Annotated in this window: 20 protein-coding genes and 1 pseudogene; 13 read left to right on the top strand and 8 right to left on the bottom strand. The window is 68.2% G+C overall.

What is annotated here, in order from left to right:
* Positions 1-4: 4 nt before the first annotated feature.
* On the top strand, positions 5-655 hold the full coding sequence (locus CupriaWKF_RS18885) for a phosphorylase (protein WP_276103320.1): 651 nt from the start codon (positions 5-7) through the stop codon (positions 653-655).
* A gap of 58 nt (positions 656-713) precedes the next feature.
* Here the strand turns inward: CupriaWKF_RS18885 and CupriaWKF_RS18890 are convergent, their stop codons facing one another.
* Complete coding sequence (locus CupriaWKF_RS18890; protein WP_276102301.1) at positions 714-1,970, bottom strand: Hsp70 family protein; 1,257 nt, start codon at positions 1,968-1,970, stop codon at positions 714-716.
* A gap of 197 nt (positions 1,971-2,167) precedes the next feature.
* On the opposite strand from CupriaWKF_RS18890, the gene CupriaWKF_RS18895 reads away from it, so the two are divergent.
* Genes CupriaWKF_RS18895 through CupriaWKF_RS18905 form a run of 3 tightly spaced genes read left to right on the top strand, consistent with a single transcriptional unit; the run spans position 2,168 to position 5,265 of the window.
* Positions 2,168-3,163 (top strand): tripartite tricarboxylate transporter substrate binding protein, encoded by a 996-nt coding sequence (locus CupriaWKF_RS18895; protein ID WP_276102302.1) that lies wholly within the window; start codon positions 2,168-2,170, stop codon positions 3,161-3,163.
* Between the two features lie 54 nt (positions 3,164-3,217).
* On the top strand, positions 3,218-4,417 hold the full coding sequence (locus CupriaWKF_RS18900) for a CaiB/BaiF CoA-transferase family protein (protein ID WP_276102303.1): 1,200 nt from the start codon (positions 3,218-3,220) through the stop codon (positions 4,415-4,417).
* Complete coding sequence (locus CupriaWKF_RS18905) at positions 4,414-5,265, top strand: citryl-CoA lyase (RefSeq protein ID WP_276102304.1); 852 nt, start codon at positions 4,414-4,416, stop codon at positions 5,263-5,265. The genes CupriaWKF_RS18900 and CupriaWKF_RS18905 overlap by 4 nt, the downstream gene beginning before the upstream one ends.
* A 1-nt stretch (position 5,266) precedes the next feature.
* Here the strand turns inward: CupriaWKF_RS18905 and CupriaWKF_RS18910 are convergent, their stop codons facing one another.
* The 3 genes from CupriaWKF_RS18910 to CupriaWKF_RS18920 form a co-directional block, all read right to left on the bottom strand.
* Positions 5,267-6,523, bottom strand: coding sequence for a GGDEF domain-containing protein (locus tag CupriaWKF_RS18910; RefSeq protein ID WP_276102305.1), 1,257 nt, complete (start codon positions 6,521-6,523; stop codon positions 5,267-5,269).
* Between the two features lie 153 nt (positions 6,524-6,676).
* Entirely contained in the window at positions 6,677-7,426 is a 750-nt protein-coding gene (locus tag CupriaWKF_RS18915; RefSeq protein WP_276102306.1) for an IclR family transcriptional regulator, read from the bottom strand.
* 108 nt (positions 7,427-7,534) lie between these two features.
* Complete coding sequence (locus CupriaWKF_RS18920; protein ID WP_276102307.1) at positions 7,535-8,020, bottom strand: hypothetical protein; 486 nt, start codon at positions 8,018-8,020, stop codon at positions 7,535-7,537.
* A gap of 458 nt (positions 8,021-8,478) precedes the next feature.
* Between CupriaWKF_RS18920 and CupriaWKF_RS18925 the strand changes: the two genes are divergently transcribed.
* Complete coding sequence (locus tag CupriaWKF_RS18925) at positions 8,479-8,712, top strand: IclR family transcriptional regulator (RefSeq protein ID WP_276102308.1); 234 nt, start codon at positions 8,479-8,481, stop codon at positions 8,710-8,712.
* A gap of 260 nt (positions 8,713-8,972) precedes the next feature.
* Positions 8,973-9,326 (top strand): LysR family transcriptional regulator, encoded by a 354-nt coding sequence (locus tag CupriaWKF_RS18930; RefSeq protein ID WP_276102309.1) that lies wholly within the window; start codon positions 8,973-8,975, stop codon positions 9,324-9,326.
* 4 nt (positions 9,327-9,330) lie between these two features.
* On the opposite strand, the gene CupriaWKF_RS18935 is transcribed toward CupriaWKF_RS18930, so the two are convergent.
* The 4 genes and pseudogenes from CupriaWKF_RS18935 to CupriaWKF_RS18950 form a co-directional block, all read right to left on the bottom strand.
* On the bottom strand, positions 9,331-10,104 hold the full coding sequence (locus tag CupriaWKF_RS18935; RefSeq protein WP_276102310.1) for a class I SAM-dependent methyltransferase: 774 nt from the start codon (positions 10,102-10,104) through the stop codon (positions 9,331-9,333).
* Positions 10,105-10,191: 87 nt separating this feature from the next.
* Positions 10,192-10,287, bottom strand: a pseudogene (locus CupriaWKF_RS18940) (ABC transporter permease); the annotation flags it as partial.
* Between the two features lie 21 nt (positions 10,288-10,308).
* Complete coding sequence (locus CupriaWKF_RS18945; protein ID WP_276102311.1) at positions 10,309-11,238, bottom strand: TauD/TfdA family dioxygenase; 930 nt, start codon at positions 11,236-11,238, stop codon at positions 10,309-10,311.
* Positions 11,239-11,429: 191 nt separating this feature from the next.
* Positions 11,430-12,329, bottom strand: coding sequence for a 2-dehydropantoate 2-reductase (locus CupriaWKF_RS18950; RefSeq protein ID WP_276102312.1), 900 nt, complete (start codon positions 12,327-12,329; stop codon positions 11,430-11,432).
* A 286-nt stretch (positions 12,330-12,615) separates the two neighbouring features.
* On the opposite strand from CupriaWKF_RS18950, the gene CupriaWKF_RS18955 reads away from it, so the two are divergent.
* From CupriaWKF_RS18955 to CupriaWKF_RS18985, 7 genes are all read left to right on the top strand, one after another.
* On the top strand, positions 12,616-13,749 hold the full coding sequence (locus tag CupriaWKF_RS18955) for an ABC transporter substrate-binding protein (RefSeq protein ID WP_276102313.1): 1,134 nt from the start codon (positions 12,616-12,618) through the stop codon (positions 13,747-13,749).
* A 4-nt stretch (positions 13,750-13,753) separates the two neighbouring features.
* A complete protein-coding gene (locus CupriaWKF_RS18960; protein WP_276102314.1) occupies positions 13,754-14,575 on the top strand; it encodes an ABC transporter permease in 822 nt (273 codons plus the stop codon).
* 10 nt (positions 14,576-14,585) lie between these two features.
* A complete protein-coding gene (locus CupriaWKF_RS18965) occupies positions 14,586-15,389 on the top strand; it encodes an ABC transporter permease (protein WP_276102315.1) in 804 nt (267 codons plus the stop codon).
* A 22-nt stretch (positions 15,390-15,411) separates the two neighbouring features.
* Positions 15,412-16,257, top strand: coding sequence for an ABC transporter ATP-binding protein (locus CupriaWKF_RS18970; protein WP_276102316.1), 846 nt, complete (start codon positions 15,412-15,414; stop codon positions 16,255-16,257).
* A gap of 28 nt (positions 16,258-16,285) precedes the next feature.
* On the top strand, positions 16,286-17,260 hold the full coding sequence (locus tag CupriaWKF_RS18975; RefSeq protein WP_276102317.1) for a TauD/TfdA family dioxygenase: 975 nt from the start codon (positions 16,286-16,288) through the stop codon (positions 17,258-17,260).
* 188 nt (positions 17,261-17,448) lie between these two features.
* Positions 17,449-18,723 (top strand): aminotransferase class I/II-fold pyridoxal phosphate-dependent enzyme, encoded by a 1,275-nt coding sequence (locus CupriaWKF_RS18980; RefSeq protein WP_276102318.1) that lies wholly within the window; start codon positions 17,449-17,451, stop codon positions 18,721-18,723.
* A gap of 136 nt (positions 18,724-18,859) precedes the next feature.
* The gene (locus tag CupriaWKF_RS18985; protein WP_276102319.1) at positions 18,860-19,672 is read left to right on the top strand and encodes a MetQ/NlpA family ABC transporter substrate-binding protein; all 813 of its coding nucleotides are present in this window, start codon (positions 18,860-18,862) and stop codon (positions 19,670-19,672) included.
* The last annotated feature ends 98 nt before the right edge of the window (positions 19,673-19,770 follow it).

Genomic DNA, 19,770 nt, shown 5'->3' on the forward strand with positions numbered 1-19,770 from the left:
CGGCATGGACTTCGAAGCAAGGATCGCGGCTGGTCCGGGCAGCGAAGTGGTGGTCGGCCTGCGCGGTGCGGCACTGGCCGCGGCTATCGAGCGCAGCGCGGGCGAATGCGCCGGGATCCTCAGCTTCGGCGTGGCCGGCGGCCTGGATCCCGCGCTGGCACCGGGCGCGGTCGTCATTGCCACCAGCGTGCGCGACGAATCCAGCGGGCAATCCATGCCGGCCGATCCGGCCTGGATGCGCGCGCTGATGCGGGCGCTGCCGCAGGCGGCAGCCGGTGCGCTCGTCGGCTCGGACACCGCCGTAGCGACGCTCGCCGACAAGGCTGCCCTGTACGCCGCCAGCGGTGCGCTGGCCGTCGACATGGAGTCTCACATAGCCGCCCGCATGGCGCGCAGCCATGGATTGCCTTTCGCTGCCTGCCGCGTGGTGATCGATCCGGCCACGCGCGCCGTCCCGCCACTGGCGCTGGCCGGGATGGGAAATGACGGGCGCACCGATATCGGTGCGGTCATGGCGGGGTTGCTGAAGGCGCCGTGGCAATTGCCGGCGCTGATGCGGCTGGGGCGCGATGCCAGTGCCGCGCGTGCGAGTCTGTTGGCGGTACGGCGGGCTGTCGATCAGGACTTTGCGCTAGGCAACCAGCCTGCGAGCTAGAAGGTCTGACCAGCACTCGCCGGTACTGAATCCGACGAAGGCGTCCGTTCCCGGTGCCTCACCCAAACTTGCGCGCCGCATCCAGCGCCAGCCCCGACCCGATCCCGCCGAACAGGTCCCCTTCCACCCGCCGCGCCTGCGGCAGCAGTTCGCCGAGCCGCTGCCGCAGCAGCGGCACGCTGCTGGAGCCGCCCGTGAACAGGATGGTATCGACCGATTCCGCCTTCACGCCCGCCGTCACCAGCATGTCCTGCACGGTCTTCTCGGTCTTCGCCACGAGCTTGCCGATGGACTGGTCGAACTCTTCGCGCGTGATCGCAAGTCTCAGCTCGGGCTCGATGCGGTGCAGGTCCACGTCGGTGCGGTCCGTGCCCGAGAGCGCGATCTTGGCCGCTTCCATCTGGATGGCAAGCCAGTGGCCCGCGCGCTCGCGGATCAGGCGGATCAGCCGGTCGAGCATGGCGGTGTCGGCCGCGTCGCGATAGTTGTCCATCACGATCGACCACGCCTTGCGCGTGTAGACGAGGTTGATGGTGTGCCAGCTCGCCAGGTCGAAATACTGCCCGGAGGGCATTTCCTTGCCGTTGCGCAGCTTGCTGCCCAGGCCCAGCAGCGGCATGGCGCGCGCCAGGCTCAGCGCGCGGTCGAAGTCGGTCCCGCCGATATGCACGCCGCCATTGGCCAGGATGTCGTCGCGCCGGTCGGTGCGGCTGGCGCGCTCGGGCGACAGCCGCACCAGCGAGAAGTCCGACGTGCCGCCGCCGATGTCGGCAACCAGCACGAGTTCTTCCTGCGCGATCTTCGCTTCATAGTCGAACGCGGCCGCGATCGGCTCGTACTGGAATTCAATGTCGCGGAACCCCGCATCGCGCGCGATCTCCGCGAGCGTCTGCTCGGCGAGCTGGTCGGCCTTCGGGTCCTCGTCGATGAAGAACACCGGCCGGCCCAGCACCGCGCGCGTGAACGTGGCGCCCGCCGCGCGCTCGGCGCGGCCTTTCAGTTCGCTGATGAAGTGCGCCAGCAGCTTGCGGAAGGGCATGGCCTGCCCCATCACCTCGGTGCTGTCTTCCATCATCGAGGTACCGAGCAGGCTCTTGAGCGAGCGCATCAGCCGCCCTTCGTAGCCGGCCAGGTAGTCCTCCAGCGCCGCGCGGCCATAGCTGACCAGCGGGTCTTCGGCATGGAAAAAGATCACTGAAGGCAGCGTGAGCTTGCCGTCTTCCAGCGGCAGGAGCGCGGCCAGATGGCCGGGGCGGGTCCATCCCACCGTGGAGTTGGACGTGCCGAAGTCCAGGCCGCATGCGTTTGACATCATCGATTCCGTTCTTTGTACAACTACTGCTAGTTCCCCGGGCCAGCCAATGGGCCGGCGCAGGCCGGGCGCCATTGTAGTGGCAGATGCCGGCCGCGTTCGGCCCTTGACACCGTCAGCGGCGAATCCTATGCTCCTTTCGTTCTTTCTATAAGACCTACGTTCTGTCTTATAGAATTTAATAGATATCAGGAGACGACATGACTTTCCCGCACCGCCGCAAGCTTCACACCTGTGCCCGCGCACTGCTGTGCCTCGCCATCCCCGGATTCATGGCAGCCGCGGCACCGGTCCACGCCGACACCTACCCGAGCCAGCCGGTGCGCCTGGTGGTACCGTTCCCGCCCGCGGGCGGCACGGACGTGCTGTCGCGGCTGGTGTTCAACAAGGTGGGGCTGGCCACGCACTGGAACGTGGTGGTGGAAAACCGCGCCGGCGCGGGTGGCAATATCGGCCTGGATGTCGTCGCCAAGGCCCGGCCCGACGGCTACACCCTGGGCATGGGCCAGACCGCGAACCTGGCGATCAATCCGACCCTCTACCCGAAGATGCCCTATGACGCGGTCAAGGACTTCGCGCCCGTGGTGCTGGTCTCCGCCCAGCCAGTGGTGCTGATCGTGCGCGCCGATTCCCCGTACAAGACGGTCGCGGAACTCGTGGCGGCCGCCAAGGCCAAGCCGCTGTCGATGGCCTCTGCCGGCACCGGCACCGTGGGCCACCTGACCGGCGAGATGTTCGCGCGCCGCACCGGCATCAAGGCGCTGCACGTGCCCTACAAGGGCGCGTCGCCGGCCTTGACCGACCTGCTCGGCGGCCAGACCGACTTCTATTTCGCCACGCCGCCCATTGCGATGCCGATGATCAAGGCCGGCAAGATCCGCGCGCTGGCGGTCACGTCCGGCAAGCGCCTGCCGCTGCTGCCGGCCGTGCCGACCGTGGCCGAATCGGGCTACGCCGGCTTCCAGGCGGAAGACTGGAAGGCGCTGGTGGCGCCGGCGGGCACCTCCCCCGAAGTGGTCAAGCGGCTCAACGCCGAGGTCAACAAGGCGCTCGCCCAGCCCGACACCGTCAGCAAGCTGCGCGAGGAAGGCAGCGAACCGCGCGGCGGCAGCGCCCAGGACCTGGCCGCCTTCATCAAGGCCGAGAACGCACGCTGGGGCACGATCGTGAAGGAATCCGGCGCGCGCGTAGAGTAATCGCCGCTGTCCCGCTCCGTCCCGGCCCGTCCCCGCATTCCGCAGGAAACCATCATGCAAAAACCGTTGCGCCATGTGCGCGTACTCGACCTGACCAATGTGCTGGCGGGCCCGTTCTGCTGCCACCAGCTCGCGCACATGGGCGCCGAGGTCATCAAGGTGGAAACGCCTGGCACCGGCGACCTGGCACGCCAGCTTGGCGCTGACGCGGAACTGAACCAGCGCCTGATGGGCGTGTCGTTCCTGGCGCAGAACCCCGGCAAGCAGTCGATCACGCTCAACCTCAAGCACGCGCGCGGCAAGGAAGTGTTCCGCAAGCTGGTGCAAAGCGCCGATGTCGTGGTCGAGAACTTCCGCCCCGGCGTCATGACGCGCCTGGGACTCGGCTATGACACCCTGAAGCAGGACAACCCGCGCCTGATCTACTGCGCGATCTCCGGCTTCGGCCAGGACGGGCCGCTGTCGGACCTGCCGGCCTACGACCAGATCATCCAGGGCATGTCCGGCGTGATGAGCATCACCGGCGACGCGCAGACCGCGCCGTACCGCGTCGGCTATCCGGTGTCGGACACCATCGGCGGCATCACGGCGGCCTTTGCCATTGCGGCGTCGCTGGCGGACCACCAGCGTACCGAAGGCTATTTCATCGACGTGTCGATGCTCGAAGCCACGCTTGCCACCATGGGCTGGGTGGTCTCGAACCACCTGATCGCCGGCCAGACGCCGGCCCCGATGGGTAACGAGAATTTCACGGCCAGCCCGTCCGGCACCTTCCGCACCGGCGACGGCCTGCTGAACATCGCCGCCAACAAGCAGGAGCAGTTCGAGTCCGTATGCCGCGTGGTGGGCCGCCCCGACCTGATCGCCGACGAGCGCTTTGCCGCGCGCCAGGCGCGACTGGCGAACCGCGCCGCACTGACGCAGGCACTGGAAGCCGAACTGGCAAAGAAGTCCGCCGAAGCGTGGTGGACCCTGCTCAACGATGCCGGTGTCCCGGCCGGCCCCGTGCTGGGCGTGCCCCAGACCCTGGAGCAAGCGCAGGTGCGCGACCGCGGCATGATCGGCACCTTCGCCGACGTGCCCGGCGTCGGCCGCGACATCCGCGTGGTGCGCACCGGCTTCAAGCTGAACCGCGAAGCACCCTCGGTAGACACCCCGCCGCCGCAGCTGGGCGAGCACACGCGGCAGATCCTTGCCGGCCTGGGCTACAGCGAAACCGAAATCGATACCCTCGGACAGGAGCGTGCAATATGAGCGAAACCAGCCAGACCATGGACCCCGGCCAGCAGATGTCCCAGGACTGGTGGCGCACGGAAATCATCGACATGCGCCCCGGCGAGATCCGCTACCGCGGCTACCCGATCGAGCAACTGATCGGCCAGGTCTCGTTCGCGCAGATGATCTGGCTGATGCTGCGCGGCGAGCTGCCGGGCCCGGGCCAGGGCGAGCTGCTCGATGCGGCGCTGATGGCTGCCGTGGATCACGGGCCGCAGGCGCCCAGCATCGCCATAGCGCGCATGGCGGCCACGTGCGGCGTCGGGCTGAACAATGCCATGGCCTCGGCGGTCAACGTGCTCGGCGACGTGCATGGCGGCGCCGGCGAGCAGGCGGTGGAGCTGTACCAGGACATCGCGCGGCGCATCGACGCAGGCGCTGCGCTGGATCCGGCGGTCAGCGCTGGCCTGCAGCACTACCGCGACCTGCACGGCAAGTTCGTGTCGGGCTTCGGCCATCGCTTCCACCCGCTGGATCCGCGCGCGCCGCGGCTGCTGGCGCTGGTGGACCAGGCGGCGGAGAAAGGCGTGGTGAACGGCCGCTACGCCGCGATCGCGCGGGCCGTGGAACGCGCGCTGGGCGAAGGCCGCAGCAAGCCGGTGCCGATGAATATCGACGGCGCCACGGCGGTGATCTATGCGGAACTCGGCTTTCCGGCGCCGCTGGCGCGCGGGCTGTTCTGCCTGTCGCGCTCGGTCGGCATCCTGGCCCATGCGTGGGAACAGACCCAGCAGGGCGGCCGCAACAAGGGGCCGATCCCGCGCCAGTTCCTGTGGACGTATGACGGCACGCCGCAGCGCGATGTGCCGGGCGGTCCGGAGGCCTGACTCAGCCCTGCCCCTGGCTCAGGGGCGCCGGCGCCATGATCTGGCTGACCACGCGGACCAGCGCCGGCGGCGGCGCGTCCTCGAGCGTGGCGGATGCCACCACATAGCGGTCGCGGCCCTGCTGCTTGGCCAGGTAGAGCGCGCGGTCGGCATCCGCGAACAGGGTGCGCCACAGCAACTCCTTGCTGCCCGTCTCGCCGCGCAACTGCGCCACCCCGATGCTGACCGAGGCAAAGCACTCCCGCCCGGGCAGCGGGATCGCGCGGACCTTGCGCAGGATACGGTTGGCCAGCGCGGTGGCCTGGTGTTCGTCGGTATGCGGACAGAGAATGCAGAACTCCTCGCCGCCGTAGCGCCCCGCCACATCGGAGGCACGGCGCGAGTTGTCGAGCGCGTGGGCCACTTCCCGCAGCACCGCGTCGCCGGCGTGGTGGCCAAAGGTGTCGTTGACCTGCTTGAAGTGGTCGATATCGATGACCAGGCACGATAGCGGCTGGCCGTCGCGCTGCCAGCGCGCCACCAGGCCCAGTGCCGAATGGTCCAGCGCGCCGCGGTTGAGCAGCCCGGTCAGCGCATCCAGGCGTGCGCCGCTTTCGTTGTTGGCGATGATCTGCTCCATCGCCATCACGGTGAATCCGAACAGCCCGAGCAGCACCGCGATCAGCAGCGCCAGCGCCCAGGCCGACCCCGCCGGGCCAATGAAGAACAGCGTGAATGCGTGCGGGTCGGCAGCCTGCGTGACGGCATGGCTGGCGCCGGCCAGCAGGGTCGACAGCTGCACCAGGCTGGACACCAGCACCAGCGGCGCGCCAATGCTGCGCCGCCCGCGGCCGGTCCGCAGCAGCGTCGCGATCGTCGCCAGGGCAATCATGGCAAGGATGCCGTAGACGGCTGCCTGCAGCACGCGCGGCCCGTCTGGCAGGCCAGCGAAAGTGACCATCAGCCCGACCACGACCACACCGGCCGTCGCCAGCGGGCCGGCATGCGAGAGCAGGCTGTAGTAGACGCGCACGCCGCGGTAGATCAGCAGCCAGCCCACCACGAAGGCGCCGGCGCCGGCCATGCCCAGGTGCGGCGCGCCACCGGCCGCGCTGACCGCCAGCGCCAGTCCGGCGCAGGAGACCATCACATGGCCGAAGGCCCAGAGCCGCCCCGCTTCGATCGCGCGCAGCGCAAAGACCAGCCCGGCCGAGATGACCAGCGTGCTGGAAAAGAACACGATCATCACGACCGCAAGGGTCTGCTGGTCCAGGTGCACGAGAATCCCTTGACAAGGCCATGAGGCGCGCCGTCAGTCGACATGACGGCACGGGTAAGGGGGGGCGACCGGGAATGATATCCCGCGGCAGCCGTCAACGGGCACCCCCGACAAGCCGGGTCGCCTCACCGCAACACCCGCCTGAGGAGGGGATCAGGCAGCCGCCGCCGGCATCTCGGGAAAATCGGGGAAGCTGCCGCCCAGTGCCTGGGTCAGCGCGCGGGCGGCGCCCAGGACATCGTCACGGAAGTCTTCGCGGAACCGGCTGGCCGGGCAGGTCAGCGTCAGCGCGCCGGCCAGGCTGCCGTCCGGTCCGAATACCGGCGCCGACACGCCCGCGATATCGGGACTGCGGTCGCCAACCAGCGCGACCACCCCCTGGCGGCGGATGCGCTCGTAGAGTTCGCCGGCTTCTCCGGCAAAGGCGCGCAGCACGCGCCCGCCGGCGCCGCGGTCGCGCGGCAGCAGTTCCCCGGCGCGGATGTGGTCGCGCACGGGCTGGGGCGAATCGACGCGGTACAGGCACAGCCGGTGTTCGCCCTGCTCGACATGGAACGCGGCGCTTTCGCGCGTGGCCTGCACCAGCGCGCGCAGCACCGGCATGACCGCGGCCTCCAGCGAGAACGACGCGGCATAGACCGCATTGAGCCGCGCCACCTCGGGTCCCAGGCTATAGCGCCCGTCGGGCCGCCGCTGCACCAGCGCCGCATGCTCCAGCGACGCGAGCAGCCGCAATAGCGTGCTTTTATAGAGGCCGGAGCGTTGCGCCAGCTCGGCCAGCCCGAGCGAGGTATCGCCAAGCCGGAACGCCGACAGCACGAACAACGCACGGTCCACGGCAACGGCGCCGCCTTCGGCGGCGTGCTTGTCGGCTTCGGAGACCTGGGCGGCTTTGCGTGGCATGGACTGGCGCTGAATGGAAAACCGGCGTGCAAGACACGCCGGCATGACGGAACGAGCAGCCACCGTATAGAACGGACCCGGCCTTGTCAATGCATGGCGGCCAGGCCGTCAACGGTGCCCGCCGCCACGTGCCCCGCCCATTCCACCACCCATCCCGCGAACCGCTCCGCCACCCATGCCGCCGCGGAACCCGCCGTGCGGCATGACACGGACGACGCGCCCGCCCCAGCCGCCGCCGACATGGCGGAAGAACACGTGGTGCATGGGATGCAAGTGGTGGTGGCGGTCAACGAAGACGAACGCCGCCCCGTAGCCCACGGCTACCGGCGCCCAGTACCAGGAATCGCTGTCGTCGTAGTAGTAAGGCGTTGGATAGTAGGCGCCGCCGCTGTCGTCCACCAGTTGCCAGCTGCCGTCAGGCTGCAGGCAGGCCACGCCGGTCACCTGCTGCCACTGGCCATTGATCACGACCTGGCCCGCCACCAGCTGGCATGGCGGCCCCGTGCTCCAGGTCTCGTCGGCCAGCGCGGGCGTCAAGGCGCAAAGGCCAAGACTGACCACCCATGCCGCCGTCCATCTTGCAGCATCGTTCATGGCCGTACCTCCCTAGCGCGCTCCGCCTGATACCTGTGGTATAGGCGTATACACGCCGCGCGCCAGCTTTATTCCGGCACGAGCGTCGATCGCGGCAAGCGGATAGCGCGCGAGCGAGTGATTGCCGCCGCGCGCACTGCGGGTGGCGCTGGCAGCGCACAGGTTCAGCATTCACTCCACTCGCGGCGAGTGCATCACGGCAGCCGATCCAAAGGCCTATAGGCTGGCGCCGACCAGTGGCGTATTTCTGCAACAGACATTTTCGTGCCGGGCGTCCTTGCGGGCGTGCAAAGGCGCCTTAATGCACATGGCGCTGCAGCTTGCGCCACTTATTCGCCGCGTGCGCGCCACATGCCAGAATTAGAAGGGATATTGCGTGCTTTTGATTAAGCTGCCGCTGCACAGCATGGATAGAATCATGCGTTACCTCCCGCCGCAGCCTTATTTTTCGCATTGGTATGACCCCTCCCAACCTCTCGCTTGGCGACATCCTGGATGACTTGCGCAGCGCACCGCGACCGCTGACGCCGTCCGAGCACACCTACCTGGCCTACCTCAGGCAGCGGATCGTCACCGGCGACGCCGACCTCTGGACCACTCTGGAAACCGCCGGCGTGCCATGCCGCGAGCGCCGCCTGTCGCCCGAAGTCGTACTGGCGCTGACCGCTCTGGGCCAGTTGCCCATGCACTGAAGCCGCGCGGGGCGCGCCGCCGCCCCGCCGTGGAACTCGCCCCGCTTTCCCCCTCCTCCAGTCCCCCCAGTCCCCCCAGTCCCGCAAGGGGCCCCGCCCAAGAACGCCAGCCGAAACTTCCGACGAGTCGCAATATCGTTGCTGAATTTTCTGAATCAGGCTCGCCACGCTCATCGCTAGGATCGGCGCTTTACCCTGCGCCACACCGCGCGAACCCCCAGTCTGCGGCAGGCTGGCGGCAAGCCAGCATGGCTCACTGCATGGCATACCTCCTCAAGAACCGCCGCGTCAGCCTGTTGTCCCTGCGCGCGTTCGTCGCCCTCGTGCGCCATCGGGACCTCGGCCGTGCGGCCGCGGAGCTGGGCATCCAGCCGCAGCGGCTGCAGTATCAGGTGCGCAGGCTGGAGTCCGCGCTCGATACCACGCTGTTCCGCGTCTGCAGCCCGCACTGGCTGCCCACGCCGGCCGGCATTCGCGTCCTGCCCAGGGCACAGCGCGTGCTGGCGATGTGGCGCGAGATTCTCGACAGCCTCGCGCAGGAACCGATGGCGTCGGAACCCGCAATACCGCCCTACGGGCCCGTCGCGTTCTGGGTCCGGCAGGCCACCATGTAGCGCGTTACGGTGACAGGCGCGTGCAGCTGTAAGCCTCGGTCCGGTAGGGAAACGCCACCTGCGCCCGGCCGGCCAGCGCCGGCTCCTGGTCGATGACGGCCTGCACCTGTGCCCGCACGGTGGCTTGCCGGTCGCGCGGCAGCGAGGCAATGAAGCTCACCGACATCACGCGATCGACGACGACCTGCTGCGGCGGGCCTTCATGCACGTACGGCAAGCTCTCCAACGCGAGCGGGCCGAAGCCCTGCGCAGGAAACACGCGTTTCCAGTCGCCCTTGTAGAAGCGCGGCGCATCGCCTTCGAGCGGCATCATGATGGCGGTGAGCCTGGCGACCCACGGCACGCTTTCTTCGCGCACGTTCCACACCAGGCCCAGTTTGCCGCCCGGACGCAGCACGCGGCGGATCTCCGCCATGGCGCGGTCGTTGGCGAACCAGTGGAAGGCCTGCGCGCACACCACGGCGTCGACGCTCGCTTCAGGCAATGGCATCGCCTCGGCCGTGCCGGCCACGGCCTGCACCGACGGCAATGCCGCAGACAGTTGCGCGCGCATCGCGTCGACCGGCTCGACCGCGATGACCCCGGCGCCCGTCGCAGCCAGCCGGCGCGTGAACTTGCCAGTGCCGGCGCCGAGGTCAACGACGGTCTTGCCCGGACCCAGATCAAGCGTCCCGCGCAGCCAGTCGCCAATGCCTTCCGGGTACTCGGGGCGACCGCGGGCATAGGTGTCGGCCTGGGCGGCAAAGCCTTTGGCGGCGGCGTGGTGGATCTCTGTCATGACGGGCTCCGGTCTCGCTGTAGCGCTGTGGCGCTGTGGATATTCCGGAGCCGTACACTACTCCCGCCCGCAGTGACGGGCAAGGACTCAGTGCAGCATCCCCCAGCGCCGCACCATCAGTCGTTCCAGCGTGGTGAAGATCAGCCCTTCCACCATCAGCCCGATCAGTATCACCGTGGCCAGGCTTCCGCCACGCCGCCGCACTCAGCGCGGCACGTCGCCTTCAATGGTGGTGCGATACATCACGCGGCGCAGTTCGGGTGGACAACCGGCGGCCAGGTGCAGCAGCGAGCGGTTGTCCCAGAACACCAGGTCGTGCTCCTGCCAACGATGCCGGTACACGTGCTCGGGACGCGTGCTATGCGCGAAGAGCTGGTCGAGCAACTCACGGCTCTCGTCTTCAGGCACGTCGGCAATGCGCGTGGTGAAGTGCTCGCTGACGAAGATCGCCTTGCGGCCCGTTTCCGGGTGCGTGCGCACCACAGGCTGCAACACCGGCTTCACTTGCGCGATCTGCTCGGGCGTGAGGTCGGGCCGCCATGGGCTGCGCGCCTGCAGTTCGGCATAGCGCGCCAGGTAGGTGTGTTCCGCCTGCAGGCCGTCGACGGCGCGCTGCAACGCGGCCGGCAACGTATCCCAGGCCAGGTGCATATTGGCGAACAGCGTGTCGCCGCCTTCGGCGGGCAGCTCGCGCGCATGCAGCAGCGAACCGAGGCTCGGCTTCTCCTTGTAGGAGAGATCGGAATGCCAGAAGTGGCCGGCATCGCCAAGGCCGATCGGTTTGCCGTTCTCCACCACGTTCGACACCACCAGGATCTCCGGGTGGCCCGGGAGCTGGAACTGGTGCAGCACGTGGATCTGCAGCGGACCAAAGCGGCGGCTGAACGCGACCTGCTGCTCCGGCGTGATGCGCTGGTCGCGGAACACCAGCACGTGGTAGTCAAGGTGCGCGCGATGGAGGCGCGCGAAGTCTTCGGCGGATAGCGGCTGCGACAGGTCCAGGCCGATCACTTCCGCACCTAGCGGTGCGTCGAACGGACGGATCTCGATGCGATCCGTGTCCGCATGCGGATGCGGTACATGCGCTACGTAATGCGGTGGGCTCGGCTGGCCGCTATGGAGGTTGGCAGTCATGGCAGGTTCGGTGATGCGCTGGGGGAAGCCAGCACCGCTACGCGTGCCAACGGGCACTGCGCGCGGCGGGTACGAGCCATCCACTGTAGGGACCGCCGCCTGACGCGGTCAACGAACCATATCGCTGGGTCATATGCGGACAGCGCATATCCATGCCTGGACATTGGCCGCCGTCGCCGCGGGCGTGGCGATCAGCCAGCGCTCGGCCGGTCTTCGATCAGGCGTACCAGTGCGTGCAGCAGGCGGTTGGCCGGCACCGCGACGCCGAGCGCCTCGCCGCGGCGCACGATCAGGCCGTTGAGATGATCGATCTCGCTGCGCTTGCCGCGCGCCAGGTCCTGCGCCGTCGACGAAGTCTGCGCGGGCATGGTCTCGGCAATGCGGCGCACCGCCAGATCGATATCGCCGGGCAGGACCACGCCGTCCGCGTGCGCGACCGCGAGGCATTCCGCCACGATATCGCGCATCACGGCCTCGACGCCTTCACCGCGCACCAGCCGGCCATAGGGCAGCTGCGTGATCGCCGAGAGCGCGTTATAGACGCAGTTCAGGATCAGCTTGGCCCACAGCGCGCCGCGCACGTTGTCGGAGCTCTCGACCGGCACGCCGGCCGCGGCCAGCGTACTGACGAGGCCCGCGCCCCGGCTGGTCGGCTCGATCACCAGCTCGCCGCGCCCGTGGTGCCTGACGTGTCCCGGGCCCGCCATTGCCGTGGCTACATAGACCACCGCGGCGGCCACTTCCTGGTCCAGCAGGCTGCGCAGCGTCTCGGCATTCTCGACGCCGTTCTGCAGCGACAGCACCAGCGCGCCCGGCGCCAGCGACGGCTTCATGGCCAGCGCCGCGCTCTGCGTGTCGGTGGACTTCACGCAGAACAGCACCAGGTCCGCACCCTGCACCGCGCTGGCGTCGGTGCTGGCGGCTACTCCTACCTGCTCGTCGAACGATTGCGTCTCGAGCCGCAGGCCGCGCGCCGCGATGGCCTGCACGTGTTGCGGACGCGCGATCAGCACCACCTCGTGACCGGCCCGCGCCAGCATTCCGCCGTAGTAGCAACCGACGGCTCCGGCACCCATGACTGCGATTTTCATTGTTGCCACGCTCCTGCTGTAAATCCTTTCTTGATCCTCGATGTAAGCGACGCGTCGTGCCGCCCTACCCCTTGCCTGAATGCGATTATGACAGGACGCCCCTGGCGCGGCGTACCGGGGCGAAGCGATACGCATACCAATAGGCACGCCGTGTACGAGCACAAGCGCAAGCACGCAACGGGTGCATATGCGGTCATCCCATAACCAATGCCGGAATCATTCGTTCAGTTGCCGCGCACCGCACGCTTATCGTGGAGCTCTCCTCCACTACCGTCAGGCAACGACCATGACCACGCAGCGCCCCACTGCCAGCCACCCGTACACGGCACCCCGCCTCTCGCGCCGGGACATGCTCAGGCAGCTGGCGTGCGCCGGGGCGGCGGCGGCGCTCTCGCCGCAGAGCGCGTTCAGTGCCAGCGCGTCCGCGCGCCCCGAGGTCATCCGCATCGGCGTGGCACAGCCGGCCACCGGCACGCCGCCAACCTTCGCGGGCAGTTCGCTGTCGATCGCGCATGCGCGCGGCTGGCTCGAGGAATCGTTCAAGCCCGCCGGCACGCGCGTGGAGTGGTACTTCTTCAAGGGCGCGGGCCCGGCCGTCAATGAAGCGCTCACCAACCGGCAACTGGACTTCGCGCTGCAGGGCGACCTGCCAGCCATCGTGGCACGCGCCGCGGGGCTGAAGACGCGGCTCGTGCTGGCGGTCGGCGTGCGTTCGAACATCTATATCGGCGTGCCGCCCGACTCGCCGCTGAAAACGGTTGCCGACCTGCGCGGCAAGCGCGTGTCGCTGTTCAAGGGCACCAATATGCATCTGCCGGCGCTGCGGCTGCTGGAAGCCAACGGACTCACCGAGAAGGACCTGCGCCTGCTCAATCTCGACACCGCGGGCTACCTGGCCGCGCTGAGCACGCGCGACATCGACGCGGCCATCGGCGCCATGGACATCCTGCGCCTGCGCGACAAGGGCGCTGTGCGCATCCTGTATTCGAGCAAGAACCAGTCGCCGATCTACACGCGGCAAAGCCACGTCCTGGTGACGGACGACTTCGCCAGCCGCTACCCGGAAGCCACGCAGCATTTCGTCAAAAGCGCGGTGGAAGCGGCGCGCTGGGCCTCCGACGAGAGCCATCGCGAAGAGGTGCTGCGCACCTGGGCGCGCGCCGGCACGCCCTACGACCACTGGAAGGAAGACTTCGACGGCGAACCGCTGCGCGTGCGGCTCAACCCCAATTTCGACCCGTTCCTGGTCAGCCGCTACAAGGACGCCGCCGAGCAGGCCTACCGCTTCCGCCTGAGCCGCGCGCGCTTTGACGTGGACCAGTGGATCGACCAGCGCTTCCTGAAGAACGCGCTGAACGAGCTGAGCCTGCAGAGTTACTGGCCCATCTACCAGCCCAACGGCAAGATCCTGGGAGCCTGATGCCATGGCCGCCGAATCGATCGCGCTTCCCGCACGCGCGGCCGTCAGCGCCGCCGGCTGGCACTGGCGCGAGGCCACGCTGTGGCTGCTGGCATGGCCCGTGCCGCTTGCACTGCTGCTGCTCTGGTACGTGGCGGCGCGCTACGAGTGGATTCCGCCGCAGGTGTTGCCCACGCCCGAGTCGGTGGCGCTGACGCTGGCCGATCTCTGGCGAAGCGGCGAGCTGCAGTCGAACCTGGCCGTCAGCGCGCTGCGCGTGGCGAGCGGCTTCGCGGCCGGCCTTGTCGGCGGACTGGCGCTGGGCGCGGCGATGGGGCTCTTCCCAACGTTCCGCGACTATGTCTATCCCACCTTCAAGGCCTTCAGCCAGGTACCCGTGCTCGGCTGGCTGCCGCTGCTGATGCTGCTGGTCGGCATCGACGAAGCGCTCAAGGTCATCCTGATCGCCAAGGCCGCGCTGGTACCGATTGCACTCAACACATACAAAGGCATCGGCAATGTGCCGGTGCGCTATCTCGAGGTCGCGCGCGTGCTGCGCCTGACGCGCTGGCAGACGCTCGCGCGCGTGGTGCTGCCCGCGGCCGCCGCGCCGGTCTGGAACGGCATCCGCTACGGCCTGACGCATGCGTGGCTGGCGCTTGTGGTGGTGGAGCTGCTGGCTTCGTCCGAAGGGCTCGGCTACATGATCGTGTACGGGCGCCAGCTGTTCCAGCTCGACATGGTGATCGCGGCCGTGGTGGTGGTCGGTGTGGTGGGCCTTGCGCTGGACAAGGCACTGGCGCTCGCCGAGCGCGCGGTGCTGCGCTGGCGCAAGCCGGGCTTCTGAGGAGCAGGGCATGACGACACAAGCCACCATTTTCCCGCGGCGCGCGCGCATTCCGCGCGCCGCGCGCGGCTGGGTATTGCCGCTGGCGTTGCTCGCGCTATGGTGGGCAGCGGTGCGCTTCGGCTGGTCGAAATCGCCATTGCTGGTGCCGGTGTCCAGGGTCTGGGAGACGGCGGTCCGGCAGGCGAGCAGCGGCGAACTGGCGGTCTCTCTTTCCGCCAGCCTGTGGCGCGACCTTGCCGGCTTTGCGCTCGGCGCCAGCGCCGGGCTGGCGTTCGGCGCGGCACTCGGCCTGTCCCGCCTGTTCGAGCGGCTGGTCGGTCCCACCTTCCACACCGTCAAGCAGATCTCGCTGTTCGCGTGGATTCCGCTGATCTCGGTCTGGTTCGGGCTCGGCGATGCCGCCAAGGTGGTGTTCCTGTCGCTCGCGGCATTCTTCCCCGTGGTGCTCAATACCTTCGAAGGCATCCGGGCCGTGCCGGCCGACCTGCTGGAGGTGGCGCGCGTGCTGAAGTTCTCGCGCACGCAGGTGCTATGGCGCGTGGTGCTGCCGTCGGCGTCGCCGTCGATCTTCGCCGGCATCCACCTGGGGCTGATCTACGCGTGGCTCGCCACGCTCGGCGCGGAGTACCTGCTGGTGTCAGGCAAGGGCATCGGCAACACCATGATCGACGGCCGCGAGAACTTCTGGATGGACCTGGTGATCTTCGGCGTGATCGTGGTGGGCCTCGTGGGCTTCACGCTGAACTGGATCGCCAGCCGCATCGAACAACGCCTGCTCGCCTGGCGCGGCCGCTCGGTCGCCGCAGCTTGAACACCCTGACACGGAGAACCTTATGGCACATGCCGGCACGCTCGAGATCGCGCACCTGCACAAGCAATACGATGTGAAAGGCCAGGCGCTGCCTGTGCTCGAAGATGTCACGCTGACCATCGCCCCGGGCGAGTTCGTCAGCATCGTAGGCGCCAGCGGCTGCGGCAAGTCCACCCTGCTTCGGCTGGTGGTAGGGCTCGAAGAAGACTACCGCGGCGAGATCCTGCTCGACGGCCGGCGCGTGGCGGGCACCAGCCTGCAGCGCGGCATCGTGTTCCAGGAACACCGGTTGTTCCCGTGGCTGACGGTCGAACAGAACATCCGGCTGTCCTTGCTGAATACGCCCGGAACCGAAGCCGAGAAGAGCCGCAACGTGCGCGAGCATATCGCGCTGGTCGGGCTGGCGGGCTTCGAGCAGGCATATCCGCACCAGCTTTCCGGCGGCATGTCGCAGCGCGTGGCGATTGCCCGCGCACTGGTGACGCGCCCCGACATCCTGCTGCTGGACGAGCCGTTCGGCGCGCTCGACGCGCTCACGCGCGCCTACCTGCAGCAGGAACTGCACCGCATCTGGCAGGCCGAGGGCATCACCATGATCCTGGTGACCCATGACGTCGAGGAAGCCGTCTACCTCGGCGACCGCGTGGTGGTGATGGAACCGCGCCCCGGCCGCATCCGCCGCATCGTGCCGGTGGACCTGCCGCATCCGCGCGAACGCGCGTCCCTGCCCTTTGCGCGCGTGCGCGACGGCGTACTGCGCGAGTTCACCGGGCGCCTGGCCGAGCTGGCCGAGCCGCCGCTGCACGCCCCGGCACGCGCGGCCGATGCCATCGACCGCCTGCCCCCCACTTTCCAGTTTGCTGTCTGACCCAACCGTCGCCACCCGGAGACCGACCATGACCCAAACGCAAGCCAAGCAGGACCCGCAGACCGAACCGGCACAACTCGACATCCATCCCGTGGCCGGGCGCCTTGGCGCCGAAATACGCGGCGTGGCGCTGCGGGGCGACCTGCCCGCGGCCACCTTTGCCGCCATCCGCGCCGCACTGCTGCGCTACAAGGTGCTGTTCTTCCGCGACCAGGGCCATCTCGACGACGCGTCGCAGGAAGCCTTCGCCCGGCTGTTCGGCGACCTCGTGCCGCATCCGACGGTGCCCTCGCGCGAGGGCACGCGCAATGTGCTCGAGCTCGATTCGGAGCATGGCGGACGCGCCAATTCCTGGCACACCGACGTGACTTTCGACCTGGCCTACCCGCAGGTCTCGGTGCTGCGCGGGGTGACGATTCCCGAGGCGGGCGGCGACACGGTCTGGGCAAACACCGCGGCCGCCTACCAGGACCTGCCCGATTCGCTGCGCGAACTGGCCGACAAGCTGCGGGCACTGCATACCAACGACTACGACTACGCGGCGACGCGCGCCAACCCCGATGCCGGCGGCGTCAGGCGCTACCGCGAAGTGTTCACGTCGGCCATCTACGAGACCGAGCACCCGGTGGTCCGCGTACACCCGGAAACCGGCGAGCGCACGCTGGTGCTCGGTCATTTCGTCAAGAAGCTGCTCGGCTACTCTTCGGTGGACTCCGCGCACCTCGTTGCGGTACTGCAGGGGCACGTGCACCGCCTCGAGAACACGGTGCGCTGGCGCTGGCGCACGGGCGACGTGGCCATCTGGGACAACCGCGCCACGCAGCACTATGCGATCAACGACTACGGCGAGGCGCGGCGCGTGGTACGGCGCGTGACCATCGCCGGCGACGTGCCGGTCGGCGCGGACGGCCGCCCCAGCGTGGCGGTCAAGTCCGGCGTGCGGCGCGACGCCGCGGAGCCGGCCAACCAGGCTGCAGCGGACGCGGCAACCCGGGCGGCCTGAGCGGAGCCGGAACCGTTCCCGGCGGCGCTGGCCGCGCATAAGCAAATGCAATATGGTTCGTAGCCGCGCATGGCCCCGGGCACCATGCGCTGCTACCATGCCCAGGCCCGGCGCACCGTACGTTGCGGCTTCACCCGGCATCTACCTCACGCATGCCGGTCCAGCACCCGACCCATAACAACCCGATCATGAGACTTGAAACCATTGCCGTCCACGGCGGCTATTCGCCCGACCCGACCACGCGCGCTGTTGCGGTCCCGATCTACCAGACCGTCGCCTACTCGTTCGACAGCGCACAACATGGTGCGGACCTGTTCGACCTGAAGGTGCCCGGCAACATCTACAGCCGCATCATGAACCCGACCAACGACGTGCTGGAGCAGCGCCTGGCCGCGCTGGAGGGCGGCGTCGGCGCGCTGGCGCTGGCCTCGGGCATGGCGGCCATCACCTACGCCATCCAGACCATCGCGGAGGCCGGCGACAACATCGTCTCGTCCAGCCAGCTCTACGGCGGCACCTACAACCTGCTCGCGCACACGCTGCCGCAGTCGGGCATCGAGACGCGCTTTGCCGACGGCCGCAACCCGGCGAGCTTCGGCGACCTGATCGACGAGCGCACCAAGGCCGTGTTCGTGGAATCAGTGGGCAATCCGCTTGGCAATGTGGTCGACATCGAAGCCATTGCGCGCGTGGCGCACAACCACGGCGTGCCGCTGATCGTCGACAACACCGTGCCGTCGCCGTACCTGTGCCGGCCGTTCGAGCACGGCGCGGACATCGTCGTGCATTCGCTGACCAAGTACCTGGGCGGCCACGGCAACAGCGTGGGCGGCGCCATCGTCGACAGCGGCAAGTTCCCGTGGGCCAGGCACAAGGAACGCTTCAGGCGCCTGAACGAACCCGACGTGTCCTACCACGGCGTGGTCTACACCGAAGCGCTGGGCCCGGCTGCCTACATCGGCCGCGCACGCGTGGTGCCGCTGCGCAATACCGGCGCGGCGCTGTCGCCCTTCAATGCGTTCCTGATCCTGCAGGGCATTGAAACCCTTGCGCTGCGCCTGGACCGCATTACCGAAAACGCGCTGGCCATCGCCAGGCACTTGCAGAAGCATCCCAAGGTCGATTGGGTCAACTTCGCCGGCCTGCCCGAACACACCGACCACGCGCTCGTGCAGAAGTACCTGGGCGGCCGCGGCCCCGGCATCCTGTCGTTCGGCCTGAAGGCCGGCGGGCGTGAAGGCGGCGCACGTTTCCTCGACGCACTGCAGCTGTTCACGCGCCTGGTCAACATCGGCGACGCCAAGTCGCTGGCCACGCATCCGGCTTCCACCACGCACCGCCAGCTCAACGCCGACGAGCTCAAGGCCGCGGGCGTGAGCGAGGACATGGTGCGCCTGTCCATCGGCATCGAGCACATCGATGACCTGATCGAGGACCTCGACCGCGCGCTGGCTTCCACCTGAGCGCCGCCGTGCCCATATGTGCTTCCAGCATATGGGCATGACGAATTACTCGTTCCCTCATTGTCTGCCCCTCCCTACAATGGCCCGACCATGCAGCTGAACGCTGCGCCATTCCGAAAACCACGGGGGAGCTTTGATGAAGATCGGCAAGGGGATCCGGCTGTTCGCAGCCGTGCTGGCAGTTGGCGTGATGCAGGCGGCGGGCGCTGCCGATCCGGACAAGAAGGAAATCCGCTTTGGCGCGACGGCCGGCCCGTACGCCGACCAGATCCGCTACGGCGTGAAGCCGGTGCTGGAAAAGCGCGGCTACAAGGTCACCATCGTCGAGTTCAGCGACTACGTGCAGCCGAACCTGGCCCTGGCCGATGGCGCGATCGATGCCAACGCGTTCCAGCACGTGGCCTACCTGAAGAAGTTCTCGGCCGACCGCAAGCTGCAGCTGTCCGAAGTCGTCCAGGTGCCGACCGCGCCGATCGGCATCTACAGCAACAAGCACAAGGCCCTGACGGAAGTGAAGGCCGGCGCCACGGTGTCGCTGCCCAACGACCCGACCAACTTCGCGCGCGCCATCACCATCCTGCAGCAGATCGGCTGGGTCACGCTCAAGCCGGGCACCGACAGCATCCGCGCGTCGGAGCGCGACATCGACAGCAACCCGCACAAGCTCAAGCTGATCCAGCTCGAAGCGGCGCAGCTGCCGCGCTCGCTCGATGACGTGGACTATGCCTTCGTCAACGGCAACTTCGCGCTGGCCGCGGGGATGAAGCTGACCTCGGCGCTGGCGCTCGAGAAGATTCCCGACTACTACATGAACCTGGTGGCGGTGAAGACGGCCGATCTCAACAAGCCGTTCGTGAAGGACATTCGCGAGGCCTACCAGTCGGCCGAGTTCAAGGCCGTGGCACAGCAGCGCTTCGCGGGCTTCGTGCCGCCGGCTTACCAGAGGTAGGCGGCCGCGCTGATCCGCTGATCGCAGCCAGCACGGAAAGGCTCCCCCGGGAGCCTTTCTTGCTTTCGATGCCAGGGTTGCGAGGCGGCCACGCTTCT

The sequence above is a fragment of the Cupriavidus sp. WKF15 genome, assembly GCF_029278605.1.
GTDB lineage: Bacteria > Pseudomonadota > Gammaproteobacteria > Burkholderiales > Burkholderiaceae > Cupriavidus.